General features: G+C 46.3%; 13 protein-coding genes. 1 reads left to right on the top strand and 12 read right to left on the bottom strand.

Annotated features, from left to right (window positions below; genetic code table 11):
• Nucleotides 1-39 precede the first annotated feature (39 nt).
• From OH458_RS14530 to OH458_RS14500, 7 genes are read right to left on the bottom strand one after another with little or no spacing between them, the layout of a single operon-like run.
• Nucleotides 40-831 (bottom strand): LytR/AlgR family response regulator transcription factor, encoded by a 792-nt coding sequence (locus OH458_RS14530; RefSeq protein WP_269978839.1) that lies wholly within the window; start codon nt 829-831, stop codon nt 40-42.
• 21 nt (nt 832-852) lie between these two features.
• The gene (locus OH458_RS14525; RefSeq protein ID WP_269978838.1) at nt 853-1,890 is read right to left on the bottom strand and encodes a sensor histidine kinase; all 1,038 of its coding nucleotides are present in this window, start codon (nt 1,888-1,890) and stop codon (nt 853-855) included.
• Nucleotides 1,890-3,158: a hypothetical protein gene (locus tag OH458_RS14520; protein WP_269978837.1), complete on the bottom strand. Its 1,269-nt coding sequence runs from the start codon at nt 3,156-3,158 to the stop codon at nt 1,890-1,892. The genes OH458_RS14525 and OH458_RS14520 overlap by 1 nt, the downstream gene beginning before the upstream one ends.
• Entirely contained in the window at nt 3,159-3,926 is a 768-nt protein-coding gene (locus tag OH458_RS14515) for an outer membrane lipoprotein-sorting protein (protein WP_443088524.1), read from the bottom strand.
• A complete protein-coding gene (locus OH458_RS14510; protein ID WP_269978836.1) occupies nt 3,919-5,178 on the bottom strand; it encodes an ABC transporter permease in 1,260 nt (419 codons plus the stop codon). The genes OH458_RS14515 and OH458_RS14510 overlap by 8 nt, the downstream gene beginning before the upstream one ends.
• Nucleotides 5,166-5,849, bottom strand: coding sequence for an ABC transporter ATP-binding protein (locus OH458_RS14505; RefSeq protein WP_269978835.1), 684 nt, complete (start codon nt 5,847-5,849; stop codon nt 5,166-5,168). The genes OH458_RS14510 and OH458_RS14505 overlap by 13 nt, the downstream gene beginning before the upstream one ends.
• Before the next feature lie 9 nt (nt 5,850-5,858).
• Nucleotides 5,859-6,497 (bottom strand): hypothetical protein, encoded by a 639-nt coding sequence (locus OH458_RS14500; RefSeq protein WP_269978834.1) that lies wholly within the window; start codon nt 6,495-6,497, stop codon nt 5,859-5,861.
• A 228-nt stretch (nt 6,498-6,725) separates the two neighbouring features.
• Between OH458_RS14500 and OH458_RS14495 the strand changes: the two genes are divergently transcribed.
• The gene (locus tag OH458_RS14495; RefSeq protein WP_005474639.1) at nt 6,726-6,974 is read left to right on the top strand and encodes a hypothetical protein; all 249 of its coding nucleotides are present in this window, start codon (nt 6,726-6,728) and stop codon (nt 6,972-6,974) included.
• Nucleotides 6,975-7,029: 55 nt separating this feature from the next.
• Here the strand turns inward: OH458_RS14495 and OH458_RS14490 are convergent, their stop codons facing one another.
• The 5 genes from OH458_RS14490 to OH458_RS14470 all read right to left on the bottom strand — a co-directional run bounded on the left by OH458_RS14490 (nt 7,030) and on the right by OH458_RS14470 (nt 13,834).
• On the bottom strand, nt 7,030-8,073 hold the full coding sequence (locus tag OH458_RS14490) for a S66 family peptidase (protein ID WP_269978833.1): 1,044 nt from the start codon (nt 8,071-8,073) through the stop codon (nt 7,030-7,032).
• 85 nt (nt 8,074-8,158) lie between these two features.
• Complete coding sequence (locus tag OH458_RS14485) at nt 8,159-10,093, bottom strand: tetratricopeptide repeat-containing diguanylate cyclase (protein ID WP_269978832.1); 1,935 nt, start codon at nt 10,091-10,093, stop codon at nt 8,159-8,161.
• A 113-nt stretch (nt 10,094-10,206) separates the two neighbouring features.
• Nucleotides 10,207-10,821 (bottom strand): class I SAM-dependent methyltransferase, encoded by a 615-nt coding sequence (locus OH458_RS14480; RefSeq protein WP_269978831.1) that lies wholly within the window; start codon nt 10,819-10,821, stop codon nt 10,207-10,209.
• Nucleotides 10,822-10,955: 134 nt separating this feature from the next.
• Complete coding sequence (locus tag OH458_RS14475) at nt 10,956-12,221, bottom strand: RidA family protein (RefSeq protein WP_269978830.1); 1,266 nt, start codon at nt 12,219-12,221, stop codon at nt 10,956-10,958.
• Between the two features lie 464 nt (nt 12,222-12,685).
• A complete protein-coding gene (locus OH458_RS14470; protein ID WP_269978829.1) occupies nt 12,686-13,834 on the bottom strand; it encodes a response regulator in 1,149 nt (382 codons plus the stop codon).
• Nucleotides 13,835-13,851 lie beyond the last annotated feature (17 nt).

The raw sequence follows: 13,851 nt of genomic DNA, 5'->3' as shown, positions 1-13,851 counted from the left end.
AGCCGCGTGCTTATATCCTGCCTTTCCCCCCCTTTTGTGCTACCAACAAGTGTTAAACTTGGCTTGCATCGCCCGACTGACAGGTAGCTTTTCACCGCCCACTATCACTACCATCTTGCCGGTAAATTCCTTTTTAACTCGCTCAATGGCCGACACATTGACAATAGTTGAACGATGAATCTGCCAGAACTGGTCTGGGTCTAACTGAGTCAGTAACTCTTTGAGGGAGGTTCGCAAAACGTACTCGACGGTTTTGTTTTGCTCCTGCTGGAACAAAGACACATACTTATCTTCGGCTTTAAAATAGAGCACTTCTGAAACCGAAATAAGGTGAATGTCCTCCCCTTTGCTGGCTCGAATCCAACTCAGGTAGTTGGGTGTCTTTTGCTCAGCAAGTTGCTGCATCTGTTGAAACAGCGCCTGCATATCGGGCGCTTGAGCCGTTGCATCAACACTCAATTTTTGTTTAAGCCGAGTGACACACTGCTCCAGTCTCGTTTCTGACAACGGCTTGAGCAAATAATCCGCAGCATTGTTTTCAAAGGCTTGCACCGCGTACTCATCGTAAGCAGTCACAAACACAACCGTTGTCGCACTGTTATTTTCCATCAAACGCTTCGCCGTCTGCATCCCATCGCATTTCGGCATGCGGATATCCAAAAATGCGATGGTCGGTTGGTGAGCCTCAATTAACTCAAGTGCCTGCTCGCCATTTTCCGCTAAGCCTTTTATTTCTAGTTCAGGCCAAACATCGGCTAAGGCTTTATCCAAATGAAAACGAAGCAAAGGTTCATCGTCAGCAATAATGGCAGTGAGCGGTGTTTGGCTCATAGCAGATACTCCATTTATTAATTAACTTGGCAGTGCGTTTAGCGGAATCGACACTTTGGCTTTGACGCCTCCAGATTGAGATTCCAAAAGCGATAAGTTGGCATGCTCACCAAACAAGGTTTTTAAACGCTGTCTGGTGTTTTGCAGACCAACGCCATGACCCGCCTGCCCCAGTCCACTGTTCATTCCCACGCCAGAATCGGCAACTTCAATGATTAAGTCACAATCACTCTGTTGTACCGAAATGTGCACGCTTCCGCCATCGACTTTTGGCTCAATGCCGTGTTGAATCGCATTTTCTACCAAAGGCTGAATAACCAAAGGGGGGAGGTTCACTTCTTGCTGAATCGGGTTATCAATCGAGTAACTTAAGCGATTACCCAAGCGGATCTGTTGTATCGCCAAGTACGCGTCCACCATCTCCAATTCGGTCTGTAAAGATGAGTATTCTTGGCGGCTCGATTTGAGCGTGCCGCGTAACAAATCAGTCAGACGTTCCAGCATCAACTGCGCTTGCTTCGGGTCTTGTCCGATCAATACGCTCACGTTAGCCAAGGTGTTAAACAAGAAGTGCGGCTCTATCTGGCTTTGAAGCTGTTTTAACTGGCTAAGCAACATCGCTTTTTCGAGCTCACTTTGTTTGCGCTTGGCAATCTCGGCTTCTTTTTGCGCGATCAAACGCTGTTCGTGCGCATAGAAAAACACAAAGCAGGTGCAAGTAAACACGAGCCCTAAAATAACGACGGGCTTTAAATCGCTAATCTGAGCGAACTCGTCATATTTTTGAAGTACAAAGTAAGCATTAGCAGTGCCTATGGTCATCGCTCCAGCCAAGCCAATCGAGGTAACTTGACGCGATGACAATGAAGGAATGAACTGAGCAACAAGGTGAGATGTACCCACAGCGCTGTACCCGTAGCCAATGCTAATCAACAAGTGCTCCATGTAACTGCTCGGCCAAATCGATTGGGTGACAAAAGCAATGACCATACAAAAGAGCGAGGTTAAGATCAGGCTGCGAATGCTGTCTTTGCCATGATGCTTTAATGTTTCGTTCATTAGAACCTTCCCTTAATATTGATAAAAACCATACGCTTATCGGACAAGTTTGCATATACCGAGTCACGGTCTCCGGTCATAAAGCGGAGCGCGGTCTCAATATTTAGTGACATATCACCAGAATCGTACGCTTGATAATCTAGCCATTGCGTTGCGATCAAACCGCCATCTTGCGGCGAGTACAGAAAGTCTGCCGTTGGGGTGAGGTTATTCAGCCACAAGTAATCCTGCGACCATTGCCATTGACTCCACGCACTCGAGTCCAAGCTCCAGTGGACCATCACGTTATGAGCCATTAAGTTGGCGTGGTAGAGCCCCTGAGCATAAGACAATGCTAATGGCGCGGTCAGGTCGGAACCGCTTAAACGGTCAACACGATCTAATGCTTGCTGCCAATCAGATTTGTCCCAACTGCGGCTATCATGCCAATATTCGACGATGATATTGTTGCCTACCTCGTTCGCCCAGTTCGCTCCAACTAAAGCCTGATACCCGTTCGACTGTTTATCTAAGCTCACCGCGTCCAAAAGCTGACCTTGCTGATAGGCTAAGTAGTTACGCTGATAAACGGCAGACGCGTGCATCGCCCATGAGGCATCAAGAACGGTAACAAACGAGCCTCCCACAAGACCGTGGCGAACATCATCGTAGTAGGCTAACCATTGATATTCGCTATCACCCACAAACGCGTAACGACGTAAACCAATGCCATGCTGCTGAGATTCTTCTTCCAGCTCACTGCCCGCTTGCTGGGTGTGCTTAGAGTTTGAATAGACAAGGCTCCAATCACCTTGGTCGTCAAAATAGGAGGCCATCGCCGTGAGCGTTCCCTCTTCTACTTGAATGCCCACTGGGTTTCGTCGATAGGGTTTAAACACATCCAACGGGCGATAACCATACCCCACTCCCCAATCGAGGCGCATTTTTCCCAAAGTTACATCGATAGACGTCTCCATCAGTGATAGCCCACCTTGCCAGAACAGCTCTTGAATGATGAGCTCACCCTTGTATTGACTGCTGTCCGAATTGGAAAGCACATCACTGCCTTTGGCTGCAAACAAGCCTGTCCATTGATAGGCGCGCAGCTCTACGTCAATCAATGCATCCAGTGCCCGAGTCGATGTTTGTTCACGGTCACCAAGTAGTAGGGAGTCTTGATGAGTGGTAGAGCTGCCACTCAAGGTCCAATCCCACTCTAAATTCACCTCGTCAGCATAGCTCGGCGCGACTAACAAGCTTGCGACAAGCCCTATCACAACTGTTTTCATCTAGAGCTCCGTCACCGCGTTGCGAGTTAAGTACGCCGGGTTATAGTATTTATCTTCAAGTGATAAGGGCGTAATTTGCTGGTACGTAATGACGGTTTTCTTCGCTGGCTGTATCTTGTCGAGTAGCGTCATAGAGACCACTCGGTTTTCGCCATCGAGATCCCCACCTTCAAAGTACGCTTGTTTGGCGAGTTTGCCTGAACGTAAATATAAATCGGCTTTGACCGGGAAGTCGTTGCCTGCATCTAGCCATAGATCAATACGATGATAACTGGCGCCCTTGGTGGTTGAGCGTAAACGTAGCTGATGGGTCGAGACTGTCTTGCCAGCCACATCGAGTTGATCTTGCGAGACAAACGTCGCGTTGTAATCCTCGCTCCAAGTCAGAGTAGAGATGTCACCAACCGACGCTTCACCCAGTAGCTTTTGCATGGGCGTGATTCGAATAGGTCGACGGCTCTTTGGCATCACTAACCAGTAGTTATCACCTAGCATGAGCATCTTTTGCCCTTGCTCAACCTGAGATTTAAACACCACCAATGACTCTCGGTTTTCACGAGTGTAGACATGGTACTCACGTGTTTTATCAAGCGTGTCGTTTTCGTATAGCGCCACCTCTGAAACCACTTTGGCTGACTCATAGCCTTGGCGGAAGCTATCTGCATTGCGCACCATGGTATCGACATCCATAGGCGCAGATTGAGCACTTAACGCCTGGCTAACCAGCAGTAAACTGACTGCACTGAATCGATTGATGAGCTTAAACATAAGTAAGAGCCTCCGTGATAGGTTTGTTCACGCCTTTACGCGCCGATAACCAAGCGGCTACCGTACAAATTAGAGCCACACCCAAGGTACATGCGAGGACAAGCTCAAGAGAGAAATAAATAGTCAGTGGGTAACCGTCCGTTCTGCCTGGCGGTGGCGGCATTTGGACATCAACCACCATCAGCAGCAGCGCCGCAAGAGCGCTCAATAAGCCACCGACCACCGAGCCGATTAACGCCAAAAGACCTGCTTCTTTAACAAAACCTGAGACGATTTCACTCGGGTAGGTGCCCAGCGCTGACAGAGTCCCAATCTCACGAGTACGCTCAGTGACCGACATGGTCATGGTGTTAAACAAGGCAACAAAAACCACCAGCGCCATAACCGCGCCCATGATGCCAAAAATGCGATCGTACAAATCTTTTACTTTGCTGTAGAAAAAGGCTCTATCTTGCCAAGGGGTCAGCTCAACTTCTTGCGCCAAATCGATGTTACTCAGCGTGGTATCGACCCAGTTCTGCACGATTTGGGTTTTCTGGGTATCAAACAAAAACACCGATAACGTGCTCACTCTGTCTGAAGCCAAGAGATCTTGCGCAGAGAGGATATGTAAGTAAAGCTGGCGCTTATCCAACTCTGGAACACCTGTTGAGAAAATGCCTCGAACTTTAAAATCAAACGCATTGAGCGCACCGTCACTGGTGGTGGCCAGCAGTGTCACCCAATCGCCAACCGACACTTTCAGGTTCTTAGCCAAATCCACACCAAGCATCACTTCAGGTTCGCTTTCATCGTAGCGCGGCGAATTCACATTAGATAATGTCTTCCCTTGGCGAATATCCAGAAATGGTCCCTTCATATCAAATTCACGGTCATTCACACCTGAGCCAACAAAAATGGTCGACTTACTGCCATTGGAGATCAAACCATTAAACTCGATTCGTGGCTGAATCCCTCGAATCGCTTTATTGGCAATTAACGCTTTTGAAATCGTTGCGCTGTCAGCCAAACCATTTTCGAGCGGCATTTCCTCGTCCATTTCAAAATAGTTGGGCTGGCTGATGGTGATGTGGCCAGTCTCTCTCGCGGTCGATTCTTTCAAAGACTCATAGGTGTACAAGCCAAAGCCACCCGCTGCAGTTAAGGCAAATACAGCGATGGCGATAATTAATATGGAAAGCACACTTCTGCGACGATTGCGCTGTAGATTCAAAAACGCCACACGGATAGATAAAGGAATCAACTTGCCCATTGCATTGCCTCCGTACTGATTGCACCATCCACTAGGTCAATGGTTCGGTCGCAGTGCATCGCCATTCGCGCATCATGCGTCGCGACGACAAAGGTGGTGCCCATTTCGTGACCAAGTGACTTCATCATTTCCACCACCAAGGCTGCGGTTTGGCTATCTAGGCTCGCGGTTGGCTCATCGGCAATCACCATTTCTGGTTGATGGACGAGAGCTCTGGCGATAGCCACACGCTGCTGCTGGCCACCAGATAAATTATCCGGTCTATGATCGACAAACTCCGCTAACCCAACTCTGTCGAGAATATCGAGGGATTTTCGCTTCTGCTCCGCGAGAGACAACCCGTTTAGCATCAGTGGGTAAGCGACGTTTTCCCACGCCGACATAACGGGAATCAAGTTGAAGCGCTGGAACACAAACCCTAAGCGAGTACGCCGATATTGGGCGGCAGCCATTGGGTCTCTGGGGTAGGCTTTTCCTGCCAGTTCAATCTTGCCCTGATAATCCATTTCGAGTAGTCCGAGCACATTGAGCAAGGTACTTTTCCCAGAACCTGACGGGCCGCAAAGAGCCACCATTTCACCTTGATTGATGCGCCCGCTCACCCCTTTTAGGGCGTCAACACGCTGTTGACCCAGTTGGTACTGCTTAAAAATGTCCGTAAATTCAAGCATAACGCCTCCTTAAGCCGCTTTTTCGATAATGGCTTGCGCTTGTAGGGTAAGAGGATGTTGGCTGTTTTTTTGTTCCATCACTTTTAGCCACAGCTGCGCCTGCTCTGGCTGCTCGGCACGAAGTGCAGCACGAATCGCGTATAAATAGATCCAAGACGTTGCATCGTAATGCTGTTGTTGGAACTGCTCATCGGCAAGCAAATCGAGGTAAATGTCGTACCCACGCTCAAAGTGGTTAAACATATCTGGCAGAGAGGTAAATGTTGCTGCCGCGATAGCTTGGGCAAGTAAAGATTCTGGTAACCCTTGACGGATCGCTTGCTCCTGAAGAGGAACCGTTTCGCTTTGCAGTAAGTCGAGCCCTTTTGAGATAGTCGCTAACCCTTGCTCGGTGTACTTCATCTTATTCCACGGCATAAACGCATCTCTTCCTTTTAGCGTCTCGGTACTGCCTAGGTAGACCAAGCTCAACGGATCCGCGCCTTGGTTTTCAATCGCACGTTGCAAAGTCTCGAAGACGACCTCGACTGCATTTTCATCGCCGTCTGCCGCTTGGTTGTACTGCGCGATCACCTCTTCGTTAGGTGCTGCAAAAGCATTTACACTGATAAGAGCGGTTGCGAGCAAAGCCATTGTGAATTTTTTCATCGAGTTATTCCCTATTCCTTGATTTGACCATCTTAGAATAGTGGTAAGTGATATGTAATTTTTGCTATTGCGACAAACGGTATATTGAGGGCGTGAATGGCAATAATGCGGCGTGAACGGTTATTGTCTAAGCGGATAAGCGGAAAACAGGTAGAATTAATCACAAAGGGTCGTTAAAGTAGCGGCCATTATTACAAGCTTCGCAAAGCCAGATTCAGAGCACAGACCATGATTGATGACAACAAAGTAATTGATAACCTTAAAGATCTAGAAACCTTTTTGCTAAGCGTTGAAAGTGGCGTTTTAGGGCTGCAAAACGTAGCGGGTGTAGCGCTGGCAACACAAAATTCAACTGGCCGCCACTTTGTCGCCGTCCTCGATGACAACCATCAGCTGCTGTTAGGTCATTGGGTTACAGAAGAGATTTTTAAAACGGGCCAAGATATGGTTCGCCACGGGCCGCGAAAGTCTCACTAATTGGCGCATAACAAAAGGCTCGCAGTGCGAGCCTTTTGTTTATATTTTATTTAAATTAGAGCGTTGGGTTTGCAATCCAGTCACCGTCCAAGCTGACGAGTGACTGCTCGAAATCAATAGTGGCCTGAGCCCCTAGCGGCGTCACTAGCATAGGGTGCGTATGGCAGCTATCAAAACCCGCTACGATTGGCATCGTTTGACCATTCAATACTTCCAGTAAAATATCCAGTGGCTGCCTACCTGTCCCTTTGTCATCAAACAACTCATGCTTACCGAGAATAATCGCGGAAACTTTATCAAAAACGCCGCACGCTTTTAGATGGCTAAACGAGCGCTCGACATCAGGTGCGCCTTTCAAACAATCTTCCAGCAACAAGATGTCGCCTTGTTTTATCTCTGGCATGTATGGGCTTCCCCAGATACCACTCATTGTATTTAGGTTGCCTCCAATAATCCGGCCAGAAACTCTCCCCTCACCCAAGAACTGCCACTCATTACTTTGCACTGGTTTTGCGTCAGTTTGGCTCTCCCAATCAATCATTGTATCCGTCCAATGCGAAGGCATACGATAGAGATATGGCGGATAAGCTTCGGCTTGAGGCTGGCAAACTAAGATATCAGCGAAAGATTGAAACGTTTCTTCAACCAACGGTGGATATTCACCAAAGGAGGCCACCAAAGCCGGACCATAGTAGGTAATTAAACCTGTTTGTGCGTAGATGCCCATTAGCAGCGCCGTAACATCGGAATAGCCAATGATGATTTTAGGGTCTCGCTTAAGTGCTTGGTAATCGATATAGGGCAACAGTGCATTGCTGTTATAGCCACCAATCACAGACATAATGCAGCGAACATTTGGGTCTCGAATAAGTTGGTTCAGTTCGTCTGCACGCTCTTTGATGCTTCCTGAGCGATAGTGGTCGCTAGCGCCTGTTAGAGAGCCCGCTTTAAGCTGAAACCCTTTACTGGTAAGAAATGCCTTTGCGCGTTCGAATCGTTTTGGGGCAAACACGGTGGCAGGAGATGATGGAGAGAAAAAGCCGATCGTATCTCCTAGCTTGAGGCGCGGTGCGAATAACGGGGGTTGGTCCTTGTTCATGGTGGTTATTCCTTTAAAGCGTGACTAATAACCACCATAAGGTACTGATACTAATAGCGAAAAACAAGTTTCAGTTACGTACAAATCATAACTCTTCTGGCATGACGAGCTGATTTCGTCCACGTTCCTTCGCTTGATACAAACATTCATCTGCAATTGAAAATGCGCGTTTCGACACTCTCAAACCCTCTAGCGTATAGGGTTCGCTAGCACCAATAGAAATTGTGACCTCGAGTTGATAATCACCAACCACAATAGGTTTTTTGTTTACCGCGGCAATCAGGCTTTGTGCACGTTCGCAGTAATCGGCTCCATCACTGACCGCAAGTAAAAACTCTTCACCGCCCCAGCGGACGATAACCTCATGATCTTGCAACTCACTTTTTATCCGAGCCGTCACTTCTTTCAGCACACCGTCACCCACTTCATGGCCAAAGTTATCATTGATCTGTTTGAATCTATCGATATCAACCAATGTCACTCGGTAGACGGCTTTAGGATCAAGCACGACAGGAGTCTCTAACTCACGTTGATAAAAACGACGGTTTCCGACTGCGGTCAGAGGATCGTTGAATGAGAGATCGTGCAAATACTGGTTGCGTTTGCGTTCAGCGACCCAACGAGCCACAAGCCAAACCGCGACCAACAAAGCAAAACCCAGCCAAATATAAAGAAGTCGAACCCGTTGCTCCGTCAGGCCCTGTTCAAACTCCTTGAGCTCATTTTGCAAATCAAGTAAATCACGTTCGCGCTCTAACTCTTGGATCTCAAAGGCTGTCCCCAAATTATGAATCTCATTTAAGATCTGGCTGCGCTCTTTTTCGTGATAGGTTTGATAGACTTGCAGCGCTTGCACATGCTCGCCTTGCTTTTCAAGGATATTTGCCTTCAGCAAGTGACTGCGAATCAACCAGCGCTTGTGGTCAATCTCTGTAAATGAAGCGATACTTGCCTCAATGAACTCGCGAGCTTCGTTAAATCTGCCAAGGTCTTTCAACGCCATTGCGTGCTCCATTTGACAAATACCAAGCTGCCTTGGGTACTTATCAATCGCTTCAGCATTCATACACGCAATCGCCACTCCCAGGGCTTTGTCTGACTGCCCTTCCAACAGTAACAATCTCGTTTCAGACTTTAAGCGAATAATTCGGTATAGAGCGGGAGTGTTCTCATCAATATAACGAATTCCTTTTGCAAACGCTTCGCGTGACTCGTTTACCTTGCCCAATTTGTTGTAGACAAAAGATTGGTTCATCAGAACGATAAACTTTGTTTCAGGTTCAATAGACTCAAGTGTTTCGCCCAATACCTCTGCTCGAGCTAGGTATTCGATTGCTCGCTCCCATTGCTCTGAGTGAACGTACAACAGCCCAAGGTTGTTATTAAATCGAACGTTGTACTCACTCTCGGGGTATTTTCTACCGACTTCTACCCCTTTAATGAAGTACTTTTGCGACAACTTGAGTTGATTGTCGGAGTTATACAATGCACCAGCGGTGTTATACGCTTGCAGTAATAAAAAATCCGCTCGGATATGTTCTGCAAACTTGATGGCATCCATGATTTTTGTGATGCCTTCAGGGTAGGAGCCTCGACGAAAATCCTTGTAAGCACTTTCAATATCGAGCTTTGCCAGCAGCCAACTTAATCGATGTACTTTGGCAATCTTGTTCAGTTCACTATCTATCGAATCGAGAACACTCGACTCGTTTTTCGCCGCTAGCCGGCGGACCCACAGTGAAAAGATTTGTTCGATGACCTCTGGTGGGCGCGTTAACCCCGCTCGCCACTGCTCTAGGCGAACAAGCGCTTCTTCTGGGGAGCGAGCCGCCATCTGATGAATGGCGAGCAATGGGTGCTCGGCATCAATCGCTAGCAGTTGCTTTTCTGGAGCCAATACCGGTGCCGTTGCTTCAGTCGTAGAGAGTTTCTGAGGGCGAAACAGAAACGTCTCAAGTGTCACTACAGTGAGTAACGACAGTGACATCAAAAGTAACGCAGTGGTTGCTTTTTTGAACATGGGTTTAAACGGGGCTCCAAGAGGCTAAGTGTGTGCGATAGAAATTATACAGAAATTGAATCATTTTCATAAATCTTAGCGTCAAAAACGGCTGGATTCGTAAATGCTGACTGTCAAGGAGCAGGCTTGTCGGCTTTTTGAATGATAAGGAAAGTATGTTGCTCTGGATACTGGTCAAACTCCAGATGGCGGATGATACACCCTAACTCCATAAATAGACGCAGAAAGCCATCCGTGCCTAGGGTTGAGTAGTACATCTTTGGCCCCATGACGTTATTGTCATGCTCGCCCGCCTCTTGCGTGCCGCCAAAAGAAAACAGAAGGACACCGCCTGGGCTTAAGGCCTTAACGAGTTTTGTCATTACGTAGCGTTGCGATGACAACGGAATGTGCCAAAGACTGTCCCATGCAGAGATAAAATCATACGTCTTTGTAAAATCGAATTGACAGATATCGGCGTGGTGAAATTGAACAGCAGGATATTTGCTCCGAGAAAGTCGGATCATTTCGCTGGAAATATCGAGGCCTTCTGGGGTAAGCCCTGAGGCTTGCATAAGCTCGATGATGCGGCCTGTGCATCCGCAGCCAACATCCAGCCCAGTGCTAGAGTGAGAAAGAAAAGTGAGTGCTTTTTTATGAGCGTCGATACCATTGGAGAGGTCAAAGGAATCACTCTGCCATCGATGTGTAATTTGATCGTACGCCAATCCAACTTCGCTAGGTTTCACTGCACTTAATTCCGTCTAATTTATTAACGTTACAAAATAAACAGATAGGAAACCAATTGCAACTATTGAATTACAAATACAAAACAAAAAGTGCACTCTATATAAATAGAATGCACTTTAATAAAACCTAATTTTTATTTAGAAGGCAGTGTACCTTCCGCGTTGGAAATAATAGCATCAATTTGAACTTTTGCGTCCATTGCTATTTCTTTCACGCCAATAACGGTTCGTGCTGGTAGCTCTTTTTCAAAGAATGAAGGATAAACTTCATTAATTAAATCAATATCAGCCATATCACGAAGTTGAATATTTACTTTGACGACGTCATCCATCACATGACCAATGCTTTCCACAATAGATTGGATGTGTGTTAGACACTGCTTCGCTTGCTCTTTTGCATCACCCGATACCAAAGACTGAGTGTTCAAATCAATTGGCAACTGGGCAGCGATATGGTTGTAGTGAGAAAACGCAACAGTTTGAGTGTACAACTCGTTAAGAGGTGCCGCATCTGTGTTACGTGCGCGAATCACAATGCCATGACGATCTTCAACTTCTTGAGGAGGCGTGCCGTCACCATGAGAAATCACCACATCAATTTGGACGCGAGCATCTAATGGTAGCGCTTCTACAGAGACTACTGAGCGTGCTGGTACATACGCCACAGCGCGAGCGATCGCCGAGTCTGGGAAGAACGTAGAGTACACTTCATTCACAGCATCAAGATCATTTAGGTCAGTTAGATAGATGGTCGCTTTGACAATATCGTCAAACGGAACATCGATGCTCTCTAGAATCGCTTTCACGTTCTTCAAGCATTGTGCTGCCTGCTCTTTAACACCACCTTCAACAAGAGCGCCAGTCGCAGGGTCAACAGGCAACTGCGCAGAAATGTTGTTGTAGTGCGAGAAAGCAACAGTGTGTGTAGAAAGCTCATGAGTTGGCGCACGTTCGGTGTTTCTTGCCAATTTGATCAATTCACATGGGTCTTGCGGGTAAGTCCCTTCGCCATTCGAAATGAGTGCATCCATCTGAACCAGTGCATCCGCATCAGGTAGCGCAGCAACAGCTACCACCGTTCTTGTAGGGAAGTAATCTTGGAAGAAACTACGGTACGCTTCATCGACTGCCTCAACGTCTGCGATGTTTTTCACAAAGACGTTAATTTTGACCACATCTTCCATGACGTGACTAATGCTCTCAACAATCGCTTTAATATTAACTAAACATTGGTGAGCCTGCTCTTTCACGCCACCAACGACGATTTCCCCCGTCGCTGCATCAATCGGAAGCTGCGCAGAAATATTATTGTAGTGTGAAAAAGCGACAGATTGCGTTGAATATTCGCTAATAGGTGCATTATCTGTATTTCTCGATAATTTGATGATCACGTCACTCATTTAAGGTTTATCCTTATATTATTTTAAGCAATTAAAATCACTTATGTAGGTGTTATTGGTTATAATCAGAAAGTGAGAAAATACTAAGTTAAATATAAAATTCTAAATGTGACTAGAATCAAAAACCATTTCCACTAGCATGTAATACAAGGGTTGGATATTTAATCATTCGAGACTAATTATCCGTAAACAACCACTATTTCTTATCACACCAAGATATAAATAAGGGATTTATTGCGAATTAATGAGTAATTTCCCAATTTAGAAAAAGGCCAAGTTCGCGGATTTCTATCAACTCTGTTAGCGCCTTCACAAATCCTTGCTGCGGAATCTAAGAATCGACAGCAAGGCGTGCTGATTAACCCCGTATAAGTGCATAAAATCTCTACTAGCGTTCAACATGTGGTAAAGGTTGGCTAACAGCCAACTTAAAACGCTGACCATATTGGTATATCACCGCATTATTATTGATTGATCACTTTGGCAATTTTCTTGAGCAATAGGTCCGCGCGCGTTGGCTTAACCACATAATCAGAAGCACCATTGTCTATGCTGGCTTGAATCATGCTTTTATCGGCGTGGCTAGTGAGCATAATAATTGGGATATTCTTTGTCATTTCGACCTGTTTCATCGCCTGAAGTGTCGCCAAGCCATCCATGATGGGCATATCAATATCCAACAAAATCAACTTAGGAATCATGACTTTTGCTTTCATGATCGCTTCAACGCCGTTACTCGCCAGTTCCACTTTAAAGCCTCTGGGTTCGAGAATAGTGGCAATAATTTTTTGCATCACGGGTTGGTCATCAGCAACAATCACTATCGGTCTTTCTGACTTCATATGTGGTTTAACTGTTTCTAACATTGTTGAGAATGCTTGCAGCGAGCCAACACTTTTGTTTTTGTAAGCCTCAAGATCTTCACGAAACTCCGGCATCGAAAAATTGTTTTCTGACGCTTTCTGTAATGATTCAGGTAGAGAGCTGATGATGCTAGAAAATGCTTTTTGCCATTCTACTGCGGGAACGTTATCAAGTAACTCATCTAGGGGCTTGGTAATTTCGTTGAGTTCTTCCACTTGTTGATCGGCTTGCACATCCACCTTGGTTCGCAGTTGGGCAATAGAATCAATACTCTGGCTTAGTGTCTGGAAGAGTTCCGCATTGTCCTCTGCGACCTTCAACAGCTCAACATCCGATTGCAGGTGCTCCGCTAAGCGCTTTAAAGTCAACTTAACACGGTTGGTGTCGTAAATCGGCTTGATGATTTCGTAGGTGTAAAACTGATTTTTCTCACACAAGTCATACGCGTCTAAACGACTCGATTTATCACACAACAATATCTCGAACCTAGGAATGTGTGACTGGTTTTTGAGTGCATCATGTCCGTGAAGAAGATCAGAAAGCTGCTCTGCATCTGTTGCTGAGTCAAACGCGTATATAAAAATGATACACGTATGCTCTCCTGACAACGTCTGAACAAACTTGCTTTGGTCAGATTTGACGTTAATCGGTGTGACATCATCAAACATACTTGTGATCAGTGATTGAATGATATCCAAAACGGCGATGTCTTCATAAAAGACATAGATGCTAGTATGTTTAAAGCTCATGCCTGTTCCCTCTCCAA

This window comes from Vibrio sp. MarTm2, from assembly GCF_027587055.1.
In the GTDB taxonomy this organism is placed as follows: domain Bacteria; phylum Pseudomonadota; class Gammaproteobacteria; order Enterobacterales; family Vibrionaceae; genus Vibrio; species Vibrio sinaloensis_D.
Note: the sequence above shows the minus strand (reverse complement) of the source record. Positions and strands in the feature narration are given on the sequence as shown.